The organism is Limosilactobacillus albertensis, assembly GCF_014145555.1.
Lineage (GTDB): Bacteria > Bacillota > Bacilli > Lactobacillales > Lactobacillaceae > Limosilactobacillus > Limosilactobacillus albertensis.
Map to the genome: position 1 here is coordinate 56,884 of NZ_JACIVD010000077.1, position 24,460 is coordinate 81,343.

3 protein-coding genes are annotated in these 24,460 nt (G+C 42.1%); all 3 read left to right on the top strand.

Features of this window, described 5'->3' with window-relative positions; genetic code table 11:
• The first annotated feature begins 277 nt into the window (after positions 1-277).
• The 3 genes from H5S41_RS12050 (at position 278) to H5S41_RS11680 (ending at position 24,300) form a co-directional block, all read left to right on the top strand.
• Positions 278-1,138: a YSIRK-type signal peptide-containing protein gene (locus H5S41_RS12050; RefSeq protein ID WP_231833154.1), complete on the top strand. Its 861-nt coding sequence runs from the start codon at positions 278-280 to the stop codon at positions 1,136-1,138.
• 51 nt (positions 1,139-1,189) lie between these two features.
• Positions 1,190-17,296 (top strand): mucin-binding protein, encoded by a 16,107-nt coding sequence (locus tag H5S41_RS11675; RefSeq protein ID WP_259395142.1) that lies wholly within the window; start codon positions 1,190-1,192, stop codon positions 17,294-17,296.
• Positions 17,297-17,979: 683 nt separating this feature from the next.
• Positions 17,980-24,300 carry a mucin-binding protein gene (locus tag H5S41_RS11680; protein ID WP_182603438.1) on the top strand — a complete coding sequence of 2,107 codons (6,321 nt, stop codon included), beginning with the start codon at positions 17,980-17,982 and terminating at the stop codon, positions 24,298-24,300.
• Positions 24,301-24,460: the final 160 nt, after the last annotated feature.

The following is a 24,460-nucleotide window of genomic DNA, read 5'->3' on the forward strand; positions in this document are numbered from 1 at the left end:
ACTTTGATAGCGATAAGTTATTTTAAATTGAAAAACGATTAACAAATGAAAAAGTTATCATTTGTTGTAAAAAAATTCATATATTTTTATATTTTATAAACCCCTTGTTATACCTAAGGATTATCGTTAGCTAAGTGAAAGAAGTGAATTAAGTCAGTTGTGATTAGACAAAAAATGATTTGTGTTTTAAAGGAAAACAGGTAAGATATTATGTGTATAAATAATTACTATTATAGTTTCAGCACTATATAGTAATGGTATTCAAGGGGGACGGATGATGTTATCACGTAATAATCATCAAGAACAATTTAAGAAATATGAACCCAAGAAACAACGCTTCACCATTAAGAAATTATCTGTTGGTGTTGCCTCTGTTTTACTGGGTATTTCTTTTGCCAATGGTGTATCAGCTGATACAACTGATAATGCAAATGTAAATTCTGGGGGAGATAAAAATGGCTCCTCAGAAGAAACTGATCATAATTTAGTTTTAAATTCTGCTGGTGCGTCAACTCTTAAAGAGGCAACGGCAGCTAATCAAGCTAATAATGCGTCAGCAGCAGTTCAAAATCCTGCTGGTGATGTAACCACGCCGACTGCTAACGAATATGAAGCAGCAGTTAGTGCCGCAATGGCAAATACAACTACGCCGGATACTACAGCTGATAGCAATGCAGCTAGTCAGGGGAGTCAAAGTACAACACCTGCGCAGCTATCAGCCAATTCGCAAGCAACTACTGATAGTACGATCAATCAACCTACGTCTAATGCGGTAGAAACACAAGCGTTTAACGTTGCTGATGCAGCAAATGCGACTAATGGATTTGATTACAGTAGCCTATTTACCAGTTTGTTTGCACAAAGTAATAGTTCGAACGCTGATGCTACTGCAACGTCATTCGATGATATAACTGCAAATGCTAAATATAATATTCCTACTCAGGACGACTTACGAGGAGTTCAAGTTCAACAAGGACAAACCGTTTATCGTCAAACTTTCATCAAGCAAAAGAACTTAATTGTAACTTTTGCAACAGATACTAATGATCCAGGGAAAAACTATTACCTTTACTTCACGCCAACAAAAACAGAAAGTGCCGCTGCGGCAAGTAGTGATAAATATGCTATTAAGACTTAAGGTTTATATGCATATAAGGGTGATCCTAATAATCCTGAAACATTGACAGTAATGCCAGGTCAAACTCCAACGTATTACACCCCAAGCGGTGCTACACAGATGTATACGATTAGTAGCGATGGTAAAACAAGCTTCAACTATACAATGAATACATCTAATAATAATTTGGGAGAACCATTTACTGGCGGAACTTATACTTTTGAAGCTAGCAAACAAGCTTTGTCAGGTGTGGCAAGTGGAATTAACGCTATCAAATGGAAAGTAACACCACAAGGAGATACACCAGAGCTTACTTTCGGCAGTTCGGTTTCATTGGAGCTGAATTCAAGCAATAACCAGCTTTATGGTCTTTGGAATATTAACCAAGATAAAAAGCAAACACTCGATGAGATCGCTAAAGACGGTGCTTCTCAATGGAAGAATGTTTCATCATGGGTTCCAGCAATTGTAAACCAACCTATTTACTATGTAGATGCTGACACTGGTAAATTATTGGGAACCAAAAATGAATTAATTAAAGGTTTATCAGGCCAAAGCTATGAAATTACTGGTAACCTTGACCCTGAAAAGGTCACATTTACTGATGGTAAGACCTACACTTTAGTTTCTGCTGATGATGCTAGTGCGAAGTCTAAGAATGCTACTGTTGATTACAATGGTAAAACTGCTATTTTAGCTAGTGATTTGACTGACGGCTACGCTCAAATGCAGCAAGATGGCAAGCTAACTGGAACTCTATCAATGTACAATAAGGGTAATCAGCTTGCAGTTGGAATTACCGGTCCAACACCACTTGTGTACTTTAAGACAATGCTTGATAATCAAGGAACAGCTGAATATAACACTTATGAAGTTGATCCTGAGATGGGTACTCGGTTTATGAGCGGTTTGAGTGGTAAGACGGTCAAAAAAGGTGACGTTTTAAGCCAAGCTGGTAACCGGGAAATCAATGATTCTAAGAATGGTAATTCTGGATTCATTTTCTATTACCGTATTAAGCAAAACGCTACAATTACTTTCGTTGATGACGACAATGGCAGTTCACTAAGCCCGGCTCAAGATGTTACTGGTGATGCTGATAGCCAAATCACTTTTGATAATGCAGCATCAACTGTAAGCAACATTCTTGGTCAAGGCTACACTTATGTCCAAACAACAGGTAATGGTGTAACTGGTGGCAATACTGGTAGCTTTAGCGGTGTAACATTCCCAAACTATGATAGTGATGCTGATACTACCCAAAGCTTTGTCGTTCACTTCAAGAAGGCTGCGCCAACTGTTAGTTACACATATGGCGAGCCTGAAACAGCAACTGTTCACCGTACTATCAACTACTATGACAAGGTAACCGGTGCCAAGATTCCAAGTAATTTAATTGCACAAAACCCAGTTACTGATGAAGTAACCTTTACTCGTACGCCAGTTCTCGAAAATGGTGTAAAGGTTGGTTACGGTACTATTAATGCTGAAGGTACTGGCTACACTAAGCAAGATTGGCATACGGCAGATGGCGAAGTCGGTAGTACACAGTTCGCTGCTAAGCGTTCAAATGACTTATCCGCATATAACTACACTGCACCAGAATTTAAAGATGGTAAAAGTGCTAGTGTAGTACCTGCCGATACGGTAACACCAACTTCTAAGGACATTGTTTACGATGTTTACTACGACCACCAAACTCAACCAGTAAGCAATACTAAGACAGTAACTCGTCACTTCCACTATGTCTTTACTGATGGTAGTGATCCAGCTTCTAAGTTGACTCCACAAACTGATCAAACCGTAACGTTCAACGGTACTGCTACGAAGGACTTAGTAACTGGCAAGACAAGTGATACTGTTTATACTCCTGCTACTGGTACGTTAGCTCAAGTAAAGGGTCAGGCAGTCGATGGCTACAAGATTGTTGGCTACACTAACGGTACTCCAGACGGTGGTGCAGTTGCATTAAACGTAACGCCAACTTCTGGTGACACTGATGTAACAATCGTTTACACCCCAATTGATAAGCCAAAGCCACAAGCTGATGAAAAGGCTAGCGTCAAGATCGTTGACCAAGATACTAATAAGACTCTTGGTACTTTCAATAACCAAGGAGTTGCGGGTGACAGCATTACCTTCGTTGGTGAACCAGAAACCTTAACTTCATTACTTAATGGTGGTTACACTTTTGTTAGTGCAGTTAATGACAAGAACGGTTCTTCAATCGGTGACCAAAATAGTATTAACTTTGGTAATTTCGACAACGATACAACTACTGACCAAGCATTCACGATTACTTTGAAGCATGGTCAAAAGGTTACTAATGAACAGGGCACTTCAACAGCTACAGTTCACTACGTAATTGCTGGTAACGATGCTAATAAGCCAGCTGCTCCAGCTGACAATGGTCCACAAACTATTAACTGGACTCGCACGGTTACAACAGACCAGGTAACTGGTGATATCACTTACGGTAACTGGACGCCAGATAAGCAAACATTTGACAGTATTACGTCACCAACTGTTACTGGTTATACTCCAGATAAGGCTACTGCTACTTTCACGACTCCAGTAGTTAACAAGGACCAAGTTGTCACAGTTGTCTACAGCAAGGCACCTGAACAAGATCAAAAGGCTGACTTGATTGTTTACGACAAGACTGACAACAACAAGCAGCTTAACAACTTCGATAACAGTGGTAAGGCTGGCACGCAAATTACCTTCAGCGGGGCCGCAAATTACGTTGCTGACTTGATTGCTAAGGGTTACCAAATTGATAGCTTTGTTAATGACCAAAACGTAACTTCTAACCCAAGTTCATACAGTCAAATTAGTTACGACAACTTCGATAGCAATGCTAACAGCGACCAACACTTCAAGCTGTACTTAGTTCACGGTACTGAACCTGCTAACCAGACTAAGAACACGACTTCAACTGTTCACTACGTTGTTTTAGATGGTAAGGCAACTCCGCCTGCAGATCACACTGAAACAATTACTTGGACTCAACCTGGTACTAAGGACAAGGTAACTGGTGCATTTACACCAACTGGTAACTGGACGACCCCAGACCACTACACTGATGTGCCAAGTCCAAGTCTTGAAGGCTACACGGTTGATAAGATTAATGTTCCTGCGCCTACGCCAAATCCTGACCAGAACCCAACAACGACTGTAACTTACAGTCCAAAGACTCCGGAAGCACCAACTTACACTGGTACTGATGAAGTTCGTGAAGTAACTCGGACTATCAATTACTACGACAAGGTAACTGGTCAAAAGATTCCAGCTGATTTAATTCATGACAACCCAACTACCCAAACTGTTCAATTGAAGCGGACTCACGTTGTTTCTTCAACTGGTCAAGACATGGGTTACGGTACTATTTCCAACGATGGTAAGACTTTCACTAAGGCAACCACTGCTGATGGTTGGAATACCGGTTCATGGAATCAAGTAGTTTCGCCAATCTTAACTAATGCTGGTTACACTGCTCCAGATCTTGCTCAAGCAGATCAAGTAACTGTAGATTCTGCAACTAAGGACGCTGTAGTTAATGTTTACTACGGTCATGAAACTGTTCTTGTAACTCCAGACAAACCACAAAACCCTGGTGACAAGATCAACCCTAATGACCCACGTAATAACCCGCCAGCTTACCCAGATGGTTTAACTAAGACTAACTTGCAACAATCAGTAACGCGGACGATTAACTACAAGGGAATTAACGAAAATGGTCAAACTGTTGACGTTAATGGTGCTCCAGATGGTAAGAATACTTACACGCAGACTGTTAACTTCGAACGTCACGCTGTTGTCGACAAGGTAACTGGTGAAGTCCTTGGTTACGATACTAATGCAGATACTGTTACTCCAGTGGTAACAACAACTGATGCTAACCGTGCTTGGATGCCGGCTAGTCAAAACATGGCTTCAGTTGCTTCTAAGACTCCTAGTGAAGTCGGCTACGACAATGTTGACCTTTCAACTGTTGGCGGAATGACCGTTTACCCAGGTCAACAGATTAGTGATGTTACTGTAACTTACACCAAGAACAAAACTCCTGAAGTTACCCAAAAGGCTACTCTTGAAATTATTGATAACAATGATGCTAATGCTCCTAAGCAATTAGCTAGTTTTGGTAATGAAGGTAAGAGCACTGATCAAATTACATTCGCTAACTCTGATCAAATTTTGCAGGGTTACTTGAACCAAGGTTACACAGTTCAAAAGACTGACGGTAATTTGAGTGGTAGTGCTCAAACAGGCTACACTTACCCAACTTACGGTTCAACTGCCCAAGACTTCAAGATTTACTTAGTTCACGGTACTAAGGATGTTACTGAAGATGCTACTGCAACTGCCCAAGTTCACTATGTTGTTGCTGACAACGGTGTGCAAGCTCCAGCAGATAGTGCTCTTCAAACTATCACTTACAGTCGGACAAATACGGTTGATAAGGTAACTGGTGCTACTGTAAATGAAGGTACTTGGAAGGCCGATAAGAATGCGTTTACTGACGTTAAGTCACCAGACCTTTCTAATGATGGCTACACGGCAAGCGTTGATAACGTGCAATTCAATGCTCCAGAACGTGGCGTAAACCAACGAGTAACTGTTGTTTACAACCGTTCTGCCCAAGCTGCCGACTTGCAAATCATTGACGACAATGACCCAGCAAATCAATCTGTCTTAGCTGTTTACTCCAACAATGGTGAATCTGGTAAGGCAATCAGCTTCAACGGCTCAAATGAACAATTGAAGAACTACTTAGATCATGGCTACACCTTTGAAAAGGCTGATGGTCAAGGCATGAAGGGTGACGCAACTAACGGTTTCACTTACCCAAGCTTTGACAATGATGCTAAGTCGAACCAAAGCTTTAAGATCTACTTGAAACATGGTACTAAGGATCAGACTACTACTGCTCAGGCTAATGCTCATGTTCACTACATCATGGCTGATGGCACAAAGGCACCAGATGACAGTGCAACTCAAACTGTAACGTGGACGAGAACTGACACTGTTGATGCTGTAACCGGGGCTGTTAAGACAACTGGTGAATGGGGCACTCCAAGTGGTAATTTTGAATCAGTTAAATCACCAGAAGTTACTGGCTACACTCCAGGCACTGAAACAGTTAACTTTGCAACTCCTGAACCAAACAAGAACCAAGTAGTAAATGTTGTTTACACTAAGAATCCTGAAACGCCAGCTACACAAAAGGCAGTTGTCGTTTACCAAGATATAAATGACCCAGCTCATGTTGTTGAACTTACTCGTAGTTCAGAATTAACTGGTAATGCTGGTGACGCTGTTAACTACAGTACTGCTGATGAAATTGCTAAGCTTGAAAATGAAGGCTACGTATTAGTTTCAAACGGCTTCGATCCAAATGGTGCTAAGCCAAGCTTTGACAACATTAACGATAATACCCAAACCTTCTACGTAACTTTGAAGCATGGCATTCAACCAGTAAATCCAACTACACCAGGTACACCAAGCGAGCCAATCAACCCTAATGATCCAAATCCGGCTGGTCCTAAGTATCCAGCAGGTACTGACAAGACTAGTTTGACTCATGATGTAACACGGACAGTTACTTACGAAGGTGCTGGTGAACAAACACCAAGTCCGGTAACTGATACGCTTCACTTCCAAGGTGCGGGCTACTTAGATAAGGTAACTGGTAAGTGGACCGATGCTGATGGTAAAGAATTAGCAGATCAAACTAAGGGTATTACTTGGACAATCGTTGACGGTACTAAGGATAACGGTAGTTTTGACCTTGTTCCAACTAAGCACATCAACGGCTACACTTCACAAGTTGAAACTGCGGGTGCAGATGATGGTAACGGTAATGTTAAGAGCTACACCGGCATTAATCACAATACTGCTGACATTAATGTTGTTGTTAAGTACAGCCCAGTAGTTGCTGAAAAGGGTAACTTAATTGTTAAGTTCCATGATGATACTGATAACAAGGACTTGACTGGCGTTGGAACTGATACTGGTTCACAAGATGTTGGCACTAACGTAACTTACAATTCTGATACTGATTTAACTAACCTTGAAAACAAGGGTTACGTTTACGTATCAACTGATGGCAAGATCCCTGCTTCAATCGTGAAGGGTACTACTACTGTAACCATCCACGTAAAGCACGGTTTGCAACCAGTTAACCCATCAACTCCTGGTAAGCCGGATCAACCAATTAACCCTAACGATCCAGATCCAAAGGGACCTAAGTATCCAGCAGGTACTGATAAGGCTTCAATCGACAAGACGATTACGCGGACAATTCACTATGAGGGTGCTGACCAATACACGCCAAGTGACGTCCAACAACCTGTCCACTTTACTGCAAGTGGTGTTCTTGACAAGGTAACTGGTGGATGGGCTACTCCGCTCACTTGGTCATCTGAAACTGAAACGTTTGGTGCTAAGAGCAGTCCTAAGATCCCTGGTTACCATGTTGTAAGTGTTGATCGGGACACGACTGATCACCAAAATGTTGATAACGCAACTATTAGCCACAATGGTTCTGACTACACCGTAACTGTTAAGTATGCTAAGGACGAAGCACCAACTCCAGAAACGACAACTGGTAAGGTAGTTTACATTGACGATACTACTAACCAAACCTTGAAGACTGATCCGCTTAACGGTAATGTCAATGCCAACATTGATTACACTACCCAAGATAAGATCAATGCTTACGTTAACGAAGGTTACAAGTTAGTTTCAAACAACTTTACTGACGGTCGGGAAACATTCAATGAGGATGCTTCAAAGAACAACTTTGAGGTTCACTTAGTTCACACTTACGTTCCGGTAACACCAGCTAACCCAGGTACGCCAGGCGGTAAGATCAACCCTAATGATCCACGTCCAGAAGGCGAACAACCTAAGTACCCAGCTGGCACAGATGAAAAGAGTTTGACTAAGACGATCACTCGTACTATTCAATACCAGGGTGCTGGTGATTACACTCCAGAACCTGTTCAACAACCAGTTAACTTCACCGCAACTGGTGAAATTGATCGTGTAACAGGTCAATGGAGCAAGCAGCTTACTTGGTCACCTGATCAAACATTTGGTGCTAAGACTACTCCTAAGATCCCTGGTTACCATGTTGTAAGTGTTGACCGTGATGCTAATGGTGAAAACGTTGCTGCTACGCCAATTGCTCACACTGGCTCTGATTACACTGTCACTGTAACTTATGCTCCAGATACACAGAAACAAGCTGAAAATGCTAAGTTGCACATCATTGATATTAACGATGGCAACAAGGAAATCGGTGGCTTTACTGCTACTGGTGATGACAACACTGCAATCAACTTTGCTGGTGCAAATACTACAATTGATGCATTAATCAAGAGTGGTTACAAAGTTAACAGCATCAACCATACTGAAAAGAGCGGCGTTGTTAATGATGGTGGTGAAGGTGCTGACTATGGCACTATTTCAGGTCAATGGAAGTTTGACGATCAGCCAGGCTTTGACCAAGACTTCTACGTTTACCTTGAACATGACACCACACCAATCAATCCAGAAAATGCTTATGGCAGAACTGACTTGACTAGAACAGTGACTGAAACGGTTCACTATGTTGATGAAGCTACGAACAAGCCTGTTGCAAGTGACTACACCAACAAGGCAACCTTTACCGGTCAAGGATTGGTTGACAAGGTAACTGGCAAGATGCTTGCTATTAAGAGTATTGAAAATGGTCATGTAACTTATGACAACGACCTTTCTAAGGAAATTGACATTAGTGCTGCTAAGGATAGCGACTTTGTATGGACTAGCCCAGCAACGTTTGCTAGAGTCGGCTCGCCGGTAATTAGCGGTTACACCGTTGATGCTGCTAAGACTACGCCAAGTGACTTAGCTGACGGCGATGGCATTAAGGAAATTACTAATGTTGCTTACAACCATGACAATGTAGAAGCTACGGTTTACTACAAGGCAAACCCTGCTGAAACGCACAAGGCTGGTTTGACAATTTACGCAAATGGTCAATCTGTTGGTACTGTTAGTGTAACTGGTGCTAAGGACACGGCAATCAACTTCGGTAGTGCAAGCGGCATTGTGGCTGCTTACCTTAACAACGGTTACAAGTTTGATCACGCTCAAGACGTAACCAACAATAAGGAAATGGCTGGTAAGTCATACAGTGAATTGAACTTCGGTAATTTTGCTACTGAAAACAACAGTAACCAAGAGTTTGCTATCTACTTGACTAAGGAAGCACCAGCAGCCGAAAAAGGTTCAATCAAGGTAACTGTTCACGATGTTAAGACTAACCAAGATGTTCCAGGATACGATGCAAATAGTGGCAGTGAAAATGTTGGTACTAAGTTTACTTACGACACTACTGGCAATATTGCTAAGTTGAAGGACGCAGGTTACAAGGTCCTTAACCCAGATGTTCAGATTCCAACTGAGATTTCTAAGGGTGATCAAAGTTTCGTTATCTACGTTGATCACAATGTTGTTCCAGTAACTCCAGAAAATCCTGGTAACGGTCTTGATAAGGATGCATTGCAAAAGAGCGTAACTGAAACTGTTAAGTACGTTGTTAACGGCGATCAAGCTAAGGCTCCTGCTGACCACACTGCAACGCTTCACTTTGACGGAACTGCATACTATGATTCCGTAACTAAGAAGTGGACTGACGCAAGCGGTAATGAACTCGCAGATCAAACAAAGAACATCACTTGGACAGCTAATGACGGTCACCAATTCGACACAGTGATCTCACCAGTTGTTACTGGCTACCACGTAACTAGTGTCAGCGATAACTACAATGATGGTAATGGCAATGTTAAGGCTGTTTCTGGAATGGACCAAAATAGCTCAAGCTTCACAGTTACTGTAACTTACGACAAGGATGCCGAACCTACTAAGGATCAAGGATCACTTACAGTTATTGTTCACGATGTAACTGACAACAAGGATCTTGACGAATACGGCAAGAAGTCTGGTACTCAAGAAGTTGGCTATAACTTTGAATTTAACAAGGCCACTACGATTAGTGAGCTTGAAAACAAGGGCTACAAGGTTCTTAATCCAGATGTTACTATTCCGACCCAGGTTACTAAGGGCGATTACAGTTACACGATTTACGTTCAACACAACATTGTTCCAGTAACTCCTGACAAGCCAGGTAACGGTCTTGACCATGATCAATTGACTAAGACGGTCACTGAAACTGTCCACTATGTTGTTAACGGCGGTACTGCTAAGGCTCCAGCTGATAAGACTGCTTCATTAGTATTTAATGGAACTGGTTACTACGATGCTGTAACTAAGCAATGGACCGACGCTGATGGTAAAGTTCTTGCAGATCAGACTAAGAACATTACTTGGACAGCCCAAGATGGCAATAAGTTCTCAGTAGTTGTAACGCCACGCCTTGAAGGATACAATGCAAGTGTTCAAGAAGGTTACGACGATGGTAACAATAACGTTAAGGAAATTAGCGGTATTAACCAAACTTCTAACAATGTTGATGTAACAGTAACTTACACGCCAGCTACTCCAGCTAAGACCCAACAAAATGCTCAATTGGTAATTCAAGACGTAACGCCAGGTCAAGAAATGCAATTAGGTAGCTACACGCAACCAGGTCTTGAAGGTGATCCAATCAGCTTTGGCGATGCTCAACAACGTATTCAAGACTTGCTCGGTAAGGGCTACGTTTGGGATGGCGCAACTTACAACGGTGCTAACTTAAGTGCTACTGATTACGCAGGTATTGCATTTGGTAACTATGACAACACCGATGACAATAGCGGCATCAGTCAAAAGTGGGTAATCAACTTAGTTCACCGTACTACTCCGGTAAATCCTGATCACCCAGATGACAAGGATGGTTACACTAAGGATTACCTCGACCGCACCATTACTCGTGATGTAACTTATGTTGATGCACAAGGCAACGAGATGAAGGGCTTAACTCCTGAACATCAAGAAGCTAAGTTCACCGGTTCAGGTTACTTAGATAATGTTACTGGTAAGTGGGTAACGGTTGAAAACGGTAAGATTACTGGTTTAGCTAAGGGCTTAACTTGGACACCAGACACTGATTCAACATTTAATGCTATCAACGCTAAGAGTGCTGAAGGTTACCATGTGGTTTCTGTAACCGGTAACGGAATTTCAGGCTTTACAGTTGGTCAAGATGGTGCTGTAACTGCGCAAACAGTTAACAGGGACACACCAAGTTCAAAGATCACAGTTGTATATGCTCCAGATACTAAGGCTCCAGTAGCTGCTAATGGTTCAATTGTTTATATTGACGACACTACTGGTAATACGCTTGAAAGTGCAAGCTTCGGCGGTACTGTTGGTGGTAAGATCAACTACACTACTGCTGATAGAGTTACTTACTATGAAGGTAAGGGTTACAACGTAGTATCCAACAACTTCCATGATGGTAACGAAACCTTCAAGGAAGGCGACAACAAGTTTGAAGTTCACTTAACTCATGTTACTGATACTAAGAATGTAACTAAGACTGTAACCCGTGATGTAACTTACATCTATGAAGACGGCAGTCAAGCAGATACTCCAGTAAACCAAAGCGTAACCTTCAATGGTAAGACAACAACTGATAAGGTAACCGGTGCTGAAAAGACTGTTTGGGACAACGATAGTCAAAACTTCGCTGCTACTAAGTCAATCGATACCACTCAATACAACATTGTTAAGGTTAGTGAAAATAACACGGCTGCTAATGTTGATATGACTAATGGGGTAGTTGCTGGTGAAACTATCACGCCAACTAGTCAAAACAGTAAGGTTGTAATTACCTTGGCTAAGAAGGCTATCCCAACGCCAGACCAAGGTAGCTTAACAGTTGTCTTCCATGATGATACGGAAGGTCATGACATTGAAGGGTACGGTACTAAGACTGGTAATGAAAATGTTGGTACTGATGTAACTTACAAGGCTGATACTGATTTGACTAACCTTGAAAACAAGGGTTACGTATATGTATCAACTGACGGTACAATTCCTGGCAAGATTACTAAGGGTGCAACGACGGTAACCATTCACGTAAAGCATGGTACTCGTCCAGTAACGCCAGAAAATCCTGCTGACCCAGGTAAGCCGGTTGATCCTAATAAGCCAAATACAGCAACACCATCTAACCCTAACTTAGCTAAGACCGACCTTGAAAAAGCCATTACTCGTACTGTGAAATACCAATACACTGATGGTACTTCAGCCCATGCAGATGCAGTTCAAACTGTAAACTTCAAGGGTCAAGGTACAATCGACTTAGTAACTGGTAACTTAGTCAACGTTGACAAAGATGGTAACATTATTGATCAACGTGGTAAGATCGCTTGGGATCACGACTCACAAGACTTCGGTAATGTTGCTGCAATTGATCATGATGGTTACTATGTATCAAGCATTACTGAAACTGGTACTACCGCTAAGGTTGACGGAACTGCTGTTGCTGGTGAAACCGTAAATCCAAACAGTCAAAATAGTACGATTGTAATTACTTTGACTAAGAAGCCGGTAACACCAACCCCAGTTCAGAAGGGTACTGTAATTGTTAACTATGTTGATAAGACAACTGGCAAGACCCTTGAAACAGCAACTTCAACTGGTAATGAAGGATCGAACGTAGACTACAGCACTAAGGACACCATCACCAAGTACACTAACCAAGGTTACAAGCTTGATCACGATGGTTATCCAACAGGTACTGTAACTTACACGAATGGTACTGTAACTTATGAAGTTGACCTTGTTCACGACACGGTTCCGGTAAACCCAGATCAACCAGGGCCAAAGACACCTAACACGCCAATTAATCCAAACGATCCAAATGGTCCTAAGTACCCAGATGGCACTCAACCAAGCCAATTGACTAAGACCGTTACACGGACGATTAATTACGTGGGTGATGGTTTGAACATCCCATCAGTACAAAAGGAAGTTCAATTCGTTGCAAATGGTGTTCTTGATAAGGTAACCGGTCAATGGGTAACTGTTGACAATGACGGCAAGATCACTGGTACTGCAAATGGTATGACGTGGACTGTTAAGGGTGGCAACACCGATGAAGGTTCATTCGACCAAGTTGCTGGACCACAGACTGATGGTTACCACATTACAAATATCGCTGCTTCAAACGAAGACCTCAGTGATATTAACAGTACTACGGGTGCGGTTGCTGGTAAGACAATCAACCATACTAATGGCAACATTGTAATTACCATTAACTACGCTAAGAACCCAAACTACGCTAAGAACCCAGTAACGCCAATTGCTGCTCAAGGTTCAATCACTTACATTGATGACACTACTGGTAACACGCTTGAAAGTGCAAACTTCGGTGGTACTGTTGGTGGTAAGATTAGCTACACTACAGCTGATAAGATTGCCCGTTACGAAAGTGAAGGTTACAACCTCGTATCTAATAACTTTAACGATGGTAATGAAACCTTCGCAAAGGATGGCAACGTCTTTGAAGTTCACTTGGTACATGCAACGACCCCAATTACTCCTGAAAACCCAGGTAAGCCAGGTCAAGAAGTACCAAATCCAAATGATCCGAAGAACCCGCACAAGATTCCTGACAACTTTGTACCTCAAGCATTGACTAAGACCGTTACCCGTGACGTAACTTACGTATACGAAGATGGCAGTCAAGCTGATACACCGGTACATCAAACATTTACCTTTAACGGTAATGGCGTTGTTGATCTTGTAACTGGTCAATTGGTAACAGTAGATAAAGACGGTAAGATTACTGGTGCTGGTCATATTACTTGGAATGCAGAAAACCACAACTTTGATGCTACTAAGGCAATCGACACCACAAACTACAACATTGTTAAGGTTAGCGAAAATAACACTAACGCTAATGTTGATATGACTAATGGGGTAGTTGCTGGTGAAACTATCACTCCAGCTAGCCAGAATAGTACAGTTGTAATTACTTTGGCTAAGAAGCCAGTAACTCCTGCTCCTGTTCAAAAGGGTACGGTTGTAATCAATTATGTTGACAAGACAACTGGCAAGACCCTTGAAACAGCAACTTCAACTGGTAATGAAGGATCAAACGTGGACTACAGCACTAAGGACACCATCACTAAGTACACTAACCAAGGTTACAAGCTTGATCACGATGGTTACCCAACAGGTACTGTAACTTACACGAATGGTACTGTAACTTACGAAGTTGACCTTGTTCACGACACGGTTCCGGTAAACCCAGACCAACCAGGTCCAAAGACACCTAATACGCCAATTAATCCAAACGATCCAAATGGTCCTAAGTACCCAGATGGCACACAGCCAGAACAATTAACTAAGACTATTACGCGGACGATTAATTACGTGGGTGACGGTTTGAACATCCCATCAGTACAAAAGGAAGTTCAATTCGTTGCTAACGGTGTTCTTGATAAGGTAACCGGTCAATGGGTAACTGTTGACAATGACGGCAAGATCACTGGTACTGCAAATGGTATGACTTGGACTGTTAAGGGTGGCAACACTGATGAAGGTTCATTCGACCAAGTTGCTGGACCACAAACTGATGGCTACTACATCAGCGGAATTTCATCAACTAACGAAGCAGCTAGTGATGTTGACAAGACCACGGGTACAGTTGCTGGTAAGACAATCAACCATACTAATGGCAACATTGTAATTACCATTAACTACGCTAAGAACCCAGTAACGCCAACACCAACTCCAGCTGACCAAACAGTTGTTGGTAAGCAAATTGTTCACTATGTTGATGGTGACAACAATAATGCTAAGTTATTAGATGATAATACTAATGACACATTTGTATTTACGAAGTCTGGTAAGACCGGTACTTGGAATACTGACAGTCATAAGTACGCTAATGCTAATGCCCCAGTAATTGACGGTTACGTTGCAGAGCAAAAGACTTATGAAGGTCAAACTGCAACTCCAGGCGATGCTAATAAGGAAATTACCATTGTTTACCACAAGATCGGTAAGATTATTCCAGTCGATCCAACCGGTAACCCAATTCCAGACGCACCAACTCCTGGATACCACAATGACCCAACTGATCCAACAAAAGTAACGCCAAATGAACCTACGCCAGACGTTCCAGGCTGGACAACTAATGTGCCAAACGTAACTCCAGATACACCAACTGGCGATACCAAGGTACCTTACACTAAGCCAACGCCAACTCAAGACAAGGGTTCAATCACGATTACCGTTCATGATGTAACTGACAACACTGACTTGCCTGAATATGGTAAGACAAGCGGTAGTCAAAATGTCGGCACCAGCTTCAGTTATGATAAGACTGGTACATTTACTTCGCTTACTAATAAGGGCTACAAGGTTGTTAACCCAGATGTAACGATCCCAACTGGTATTACGAAGGGTGATCAGAACATCGTAATCTATGTTGAACATACAACAACACCGATTACTCCTGAAAATCCTGGTAAGCCGGGTCAGCCAATTAACCCTAATGATCCAACTGGTCCACAATATCCAAATGGATCAGATCAGGTAACGAAGAACGTAACGCGGACAATTACTTACGTTGATAACAACGGTAATAAGCTTCACGACCCAGTTGAACAAACTGCTCACTTTACTGGCACTGGGGTCATCGATAATGTCACTGGTAAATGGGTAACACCAATTACCTGGACTGGAAACGGTGACTTGAATGGTCAAAACACACCGGTAATTGATGGCTACCATGTAACAAATGTTAGTCGTGATGGTAATGGTAATAACGTTGCTAAGGTAACAGTAAACCATGGTGACAGTGACTACACAGTTGTTGTAACTTACACACCAAATGGTAAGATTGTGCCAGTTGATCCAACCGGCAACCCAATTCCGAATGTACCAACTCCGCAATATCCAACTGATCCTAGCGACCCAGCTAAGGTAACGCCAAATGAACCAGTACCAACTATTCCTGGTTACACTCCAGAAGTTCCATCTGTAACACCTACTAACCCTGGCGAAGATACACCGGTAGTTTACACTCCAGTAACACCAGCTACGGTTCAAGGAAAGGTAACTTACATTGATGACACTACTGGTAAGACAATTACGACTGATAACTTCAGTGGTAAAGTCGGCGATAAGATTACCTACACTACAGCTGGTAAGATCAGTGACCTTGAAGGCAAAGGATACGAATTAGTATCTAACAACTTTAAGGATGGTAGTGAAACATTTACTGACGGTGAAAATAGTTTCGTTGTTCATTTGAAACATGCTGAAACAATCTTTACTCCTCAAAACCCTCATGGTGGCGATGATGAAAGTGGTAAGTATGCTACCCAAAAGAAGACGACCTTTACTGTTCACTACGTTGGTGCTGGTGAAAAGAACCCGGCAGATCACGTTGAAACTGTTCAATGGCACCGTCATGTATCAGTTGATGGTGTAACTGGTGAAGTAATTAGCTCAACTCCATGGACTACAGATGATAGCTACAGCAATGTTAATACTCCAGTTGTTGACGGCTACCATGCTGATAAGGCTGTGGCTAATGCTCCACAAGCTGACCCAGACAAGGATAGTGTTGAGACTGTTACTTACGCACCAAATGGTCATATTATTCCAGTTGATCAAACTGGTACGCCAATTCCAGGTGCGGATCACCCAGTTTACCCAACTGATCCTAATGATCCAACGAAGGTAACACCAAATGAACCGGTACCAACTGTTCCTGGTTACACTCCAGAACAAGAAACAGTAACACCAGTTGATCCTGGTACGAATACGCCAGTTATTTACGATCGTGGAACTACGCCGGTTACTCCAGAACAACCAGAAACTCCGGGTAACCCTGGTGGTGATGATAACGAGACACCTAATAAGGTAACGCCAAATACCCCAGCAAATCCTGGTGATAATGGTAATGAAGAAGGCAAGAAAGTTACTCCACAGACACCACAAAGTCCTGCAACGCCAGCTGAAAATACTCCAGCAGCTTCTGCAGAACCGCAAGCACCTGTTGCTAAGCAAGCTGCTGCCCAAAAGCCAGCTGCTAAGTCAGATGCTAAGACATTGCCACAAACAGGTAATGATGAAAATAATAGTGCAGCAGTCCTTGGTCTCGCTGCCCTTGGATTAACCGGACTTGTCGGCTTAGGAAAGAAACGTCGTAAAGAAGATTAATAAATTTTTATGTTCGGACAATTAAACAATGCAACAAGTTGAGTTAATTGCTATGACTTAACATGGATATAAGTGAATTAACGAAAATTCATTGCAAGCAGCTTGTTGCATTAATCAAGAAAGCTCTACAGGAAATCTGTAGGGCTTTTTTGATTATTCGGTATTTATCGTTTGATAATATTGGAGTCCAGTTAATTGACTATTATAAAATTAATGGCTCTAATACTTCATTACTAATAATTAAGTCCGTTAAATAGCGTGTAAATGACTAAATATAAAAATGTGGATTATTTTATAAATTAATAGAATAAGGGCGGATTAATAAGGTGAATTCCGTTTACTGAAAAATGTTAATCGCTATCAATTGCTGTTTTATATAGAGTTAAGAGGGGGCGATAAAACAAAAAGTTCATTAACTGAAATACAAAAATATAACTAACTATAAATGAAAATATTTTCATGCGTCTTAGTTTTTTGAAGAAAATTAGCAAAAAATTATTCCTTTACAAACGTTGACTTATCAGCTTTTAATGGAGATTGAATATCAGTTGATAACAAAACTTGCTAAAAGTGGTATTTACATTTAACACAAAACCTTTATCATTAATAATGATGATAAGTTATGGGAGCTATTTAATGGAATGTAATATATACTTATCTATTGATTAAGGGGGATAAATAAAATGCTATCTCACAGGAATTTACAAGAACAAATTAAGAAAAATGAACCAAATAAGCAACGGTTCACAATCAAGAAACTAAGTGTAGGAGTTGCCTCAGTTTTATTAGGGGTAACTTTCGCTGGAACTGCATCTGCCGACACCACGGATGCAAACTCAGCATCTAATTCTGGTAGTGCCGGCGCAGAACAAACAGACCATAATTTAGTGGTTACTTCTGCAAGCACTGCTACAATGAAACAAGCAACTGCGGCTAATGCATCAACTGCTCCTGCTGCTGTTGTTAACCCGGCTGGAAACGTTAAAACACCAGTTGCCAATGATTATGAAGCAACCGTTAAAAGTGCTGCCTCTGCTGCAATTAATGATGCTTCTTCTAATGCTGGTGCAGCGACTAGCCAACAAACACCTGCTACATCATCTGCTACACCAAGCGCATCACAAAATAGTGCTGCTTCAAATGTTGCACAAACCCCTAAGACGGAAACATTTATCCCCACTACAACGCCTGCTGCTTCAAATGCAATTAGTGTTCAAGGGTTAGAAGCTTCTAAAGTACAGGCACCTGCAACCACAAATGAAAATGTTAACCAAGTTTATAAGGTTAACGTAAAGGCAGTGGACGTTACGACAGGTAAGGCTCCGGTAACATACTCAACCGTATTTAATTACAACTTTAGACATAATGGTGCATTTATTGATGAAGGAAAAACTGGGACAAGCCTTTATTCATTTGGGATGGCGCCAACGGGTTATAAATTACTAAATCCTGAGGCCCTTGATGAAAACTTCACCATGGCTGGGAATATGGCTAAAATTAAGGATAAGGATGTTAACTTAACCTTAGAATATGCTCCAATCTCACCAATTCTTGTTCGTTACGTTGATGAAGATACTGGTGAAGTACTCTCAACATCATCTGTTGGCGGAAATGCTTCAACAACTGATAGTTATGCCTATCTTCATGGTGATAAGACAAGTATTTCAGCTTCAAAGTTCTTCTTGCGGGCTATTGATATTCCTGGTTATCAATTAGACGATCAGGCAACTTTTGTCGATACTTTTAATAATATCCAATCAAAAGGAAACTATAATTACCAAGTTCATACCTTCAAGTACAAGAAAGTTATGGACAACCCTAATCCGAAAGGCAGTCAAAATGGTTCAGGCGCTCAATACGGTGAATACTTCGGACCTGAATGGAGCACGATTGATCCAGCCGACATGTTTACTGTTTCTGGTGTTCAAGGATTAACTTATGAGCATGATAATGGTGACATTGAAGCAAAAATGAATCACGTTATCGCCAAGTATAATAATCAGGGTTATACCTACATGGGGACCTTTAATTACCACAAAAATACTGATTACTATAACTGGAATGAAGCCCAAACAGCAATTAACCTGATTCCTAACAAGCCGGTCACTGTTAAGTTTGTGGACGAACAAGGTAATCAGTTAGCGGATAGCGAAACAATTGCATTTAATGTTAATAATCCAGATCAAACTAATAATGGAATTAACGAAGCTAAAAACTGGTATTCTGCTGGTGAATGGCACGCTACACCGAAGACCTTTGATGGTTACACTTTACGGACGACTTATGGTGCCGACCATGGTCAGTTTACGCCATACAAATATGTTGTGACCTTTGAATATGCCAAGGACGCTACTGCTCAAGTTAAGTACATTGATGATGTGACAGGTAAGCAGTTAAAGGCTGACGATTTGAAGGGTTACGTTGGTGATGAAATTGATTATTCTACTAAAGATTCAATCACCAATTACGAAAGCCAAGGCTATACATTAGTACATGATGGATTTGTTCCTGGCACTAAGTATGCAGACGGTTCAAATGTCTTTGAAGTTCACTTTAATCATGGTCAATTACCAGTAAACCCTGATCATCCAAATAAGAATGTTGATCCATCTGTCTATGCTAAGGACGTTAAGGAAACTGTTCATTATGTTGGTGCCGATGCCAAGACTCCTGCTGATAATGTTCAAACTTCAAAATGGAGTCGGACAGTTACACTTGATGCCGTAACCCATGAACTCGTTAAAGATGGTAAATACGATACTGACTGGACAATTGTTCCTGGTCAAAAGACTGAGTATGATCAAGTAGCAACACCAGTTATTGAAGGTTTCCATGCTGACAAGGCAAATGTACCAGCAACAGCAGTAACGCAAGATGATATTGAAACAACGGTTACTTATGCACCAAATGGTAAGATTGTGCCAGTTGATCCAACAGGGAAGCCAATTCCTGATGCACCAACTCCGCAATACCCAACGGAACCGACTGATCCTACGTCTGTAAAGCCGAATGAACCGGTTCCTGATGTTCCAGGATGGGTTCCAAGCCAACCAACAGTAACGCCGACTGATCCAGGCAAGGATACCCCTGTTGTTTACAACCAAATTCAAAAAGCGGACTTAACGATTGTCGATCAGGACAATGATGGTAAGCAAATCGTTGTTAAGGGTGTTACGACTAAATTCAATGCTGATGGAATTGAAAATACGAAGATTGCCTTTAATGGTTATGCCGATTCAATCAATACGCTTGAAGGGCTTGGCTATGAGTATGTCAGTTCTGATTTTGATGTCGATCAGACCTTTGATAACGATGGTAATAATGACCAACACTTCAAGATCGTTATGAAGCATGGGACTGCTCCAGTAAACCCAGACCACCCAGGTGCAGGTTACAATAAGACCGATTTGCAAAAAGACGTTACGCGGACGATTAATTATGTAAATGTTAAGACAGGTGAACAGGTTGCTGCTCCAGTTAACCAAACGGCTAGTTTCACAGCTAATGGAACTGTTGACAAGGTAACTGGCAAGTTAGTAACTGTTGAAAACGGTAAGATCACCGGCCCAGGTGAATTGACTTGGACTCCTGCTCAAGACATGAAGGCTGTTCAATCACCAGTTGTTGATGGAATGCATGTTCTATCTGTCAGTCGGGATGCTGACCATGATAATGTAGCAAGCGTGGCATTGAGCCATAACGATGAAAGCTATACCGTTACTGTTAGCTACGAAGAAAACGGCACAGTTGAAAAGAATGATCAAAAACTTCCAGTATCACAAACAATTAAATTTGTTGATGAACAGGGCAACGCGCTTCGTGAAAACAATGTTCAAACGAGTGAATTTGTCCGGACTCCAGATGTTGTTGATGCCTTCACTGGTAAGACAATTACTGAAGGATCATGGAAGGAAACTAGTCACAAGTTTGGCGTAATCGACGTTCCAGTAATTGACGGTTACGTTGCTACAGTTAAGACTGCTGGTGGATTAACAGCAACTACTGATAACCCAAACGTTGTAACAGAAGTTGTTTACAAGAAGGTTGGTAAGATTATCCCTGTTGATCCAACAGGCAAGCCAATTCCAAATGTACCAACTCCGGAATACCCTAACGATCCAACAGACCCAACGAAGGTAACACCAAATGAGCCAGTTCCTGATGTTCCCGGATGGGTTCCAAGTCAACCAACAGTAACACCGACTGATCCAGGCAAGGATACCCCTGTTGTCTACAACCAAATTCAAAAAGCAGACTTAACGATTGTTGATCAAGATAATGGAAATAAGCAGATTATTGCCAACGGTGTAACAACTAAGTTCAACGCAAAAGATGGCATTAGCGGAGAACAAATTACCTTTAATGGTATTAACGATGCTGTAACTGCACTTGAAAATCTCGGATATGTATACGTAAATTCTGACTTTAAGAGCGGCATGGAATTTGATAATGACGGGGCTACTGACCAGCACTTTACCATTTCGATGAAGCACGGTACACAACCAGTTAACCCTAATGAACCAGGTAAGCCAGGTCAGCCAATCAACCCTAACGATCCAGAAGGTCCTAAGTACCCACAAGGTTCTGACCAAGTAACGAAGAATGTTACCCGGACTGTTCAGTACGTTGACGAAAATGGCAACAAGATCAGTGATCCAGTTGAACAAACTGTTAACTTCACTGCTGAAGGTGTCCTTGACAAGGTAACCGGTCAATGGGTAACTCCATTAACTTGGAGCGGCAGTCAATCTGTTGCTGGCGTTAAGACCCCAGTTGTCGAAGGCTACCACGTAGTTAACGTTGATCGTGACGGCGATGGCGTCAATGTTAAGGGTGTAACTCTTACTCATGAAAATGACAGTTACACGGTTACTGTTCAGTACGCTAAGAATGGTAAGATCGTGCCAGTTGACCCAACAGGCAAGCCAATTCCAAACGTACCAACACCACAGTACCCAACTGATCCAGAGAACCCAGCTAAGGTAACACCAGATGAACCAGTACCATCAATTCCAGGCTTTGTTCCAGAGGTACCAACGGTAACTCCTACTGATCCTGGTAAGGATACACCAGTTCACTACACTCCAGTTGTTAACGACCAAAACGCTGTTGTTAACTATGTTGATCAAGATAACAACAACGCGCAAATCGCAACTTCTGGTAACTTAACTGGTAAGCCGGGCAGCCTAATCGACTACAGCACTGCTGCAACGATCAAGCAGCTTGAAGACCAAGGCTACGTTCTTGTAAGTAACGGTTTCCCAGCCGGCGCAGTCTTTGACAATGATGACAATACTACGCAAACTTACACGGTTGTCTTGAAGCACGGTACAACCACCTTCAAGCCAGATAAGCCTGGTACACCGGGTGAACCAATCAACCCTAACTACCCAGAGGGACCAAAGGTTACAAACGAAGATGTTGATTACAGCAAGGACGTTAAGTTTACTGTCCACTACGTTGGTGCAGGAAGCAACAACCCAGCTGATAACGTTCAAAATGCGCAATGGACTCGTGCTATTACGGTTGACAATGTAACTGGTAAGATCATCAGTTCAACCGAATGGGTAAGCAACAAGGACAGCTACAGCAATGTAGCAACTCCAGTTGTTGAAGGCTACCACGCCGACCGGGCACAGGTTGATGGTCAAAAGGTAACTATGGAAGACCAAGAAGCTACGGTGACCTATGTACCAAATGGTAAGATTGTGCCAGTTGATCCAACAGGAAAGCCAATTCCAAATGTACCAACGCCACAATACCCAACCGATCCAACGGATCCAACTAAGGTAACGCCAGATGAACCGGTACCAACAATTCCTAATTACACTCCAGAAGTACCAACGGTAACACCTACTGATCCAGGTGTTGATACACCGGTTAAGTACACTCCAAATACGGTAAATCCAAAGCCGGCAGTTGACCAAATTGCGGTTGTTAACTACGTTGACCAAGATAACAACAACGCGCAAATCGCAACTTCTGGTAACTTGACTGGTAAGGCTGGCAGTGTAATTAACTACAGTACTGCTGATCAAATCAAGCAGCTCGAAGCCCGTGGTTACGTTCTCGTAACTGATGGCTTCCCAGCCGGCGCAACCTTTGATGATAACGCGGATCAAAACCAAGTCTTCACGGTTGTCTTGAAGCATGGTCATGCTCCAGTTGGTCCTAAGAACCCAGAAGAACCAGGTACACCAGTTAACCCAGGCTACCCAGAAGGTCCAAAGTGGCCTGCAAAGGACAACTACAGCAAGGACTACACTTCAACTGTTCACTTTGTAGATAACAACGGTAACAAGATGCGTGATGACAATGTTCAAACTTCTACATGGACGCGGACATTAATCATCGACAAGGTTACTGGTCAAATCCTCAACCCGAACGAGAACTGGACTTCTGACAAGGCCAGCTACAATGAAGTGAAGGTTCCGGTAATCAATGGTTACGTTGCGGACAAGGCTAACGTTCCAGCTAAGGAAGCAGTTCAACAGAATATTGAAGATACGGTAACCTACACGAAGGTTGGAAACATTGTACCGGTTGATCCAAGCGGTAACCGGATTCCAAATGTTCCAGTTGTGCCATACACTAATGACCCAACAGACCCAACTAAGGTTGTACCAAACGAACCAGTACCTTCAGTTCCGGGAATGACACCAAATGTTACAACAGTAACACCTGATCACCCAACTGTTGATACCCCAGTTGTTTACACGACGCCAACACCGGTTACGCCACAAACACCGGTAACTCCAGAACCAGAAACACCAGCTGAACCAGCACGTCCAGCCGAGACGCCAGCTCAACCGGCAGCGCCTGAAGCACCAGCTGCGCCAAAGGCAGCAACACCTGCCAAGGCAACGCCAGCTGCTAAGCAAGAAGCTAAGAAGCTACCACAAACTGGTAACGAAAACAGCAGTTCTGCAGCAGCTCTTGGATTAGCTGCATTAGGATTAACCGGACTTTTGGCTGCTGGAAAGAAGCGTCGGAAAGAAGATTAATAAAACGTTGAACGGATAAGATAAGCTATGCGGAGAGTTGTGGTTAATTTGAAGATGGTTTATTGCAACGACTTAACAACGTAATGCAATGGATATAGTGGCTTAACAGATTCATAGCAACAAACTCGAAGCAGAAGAAAAAGCTCATGCTAGAAATAGC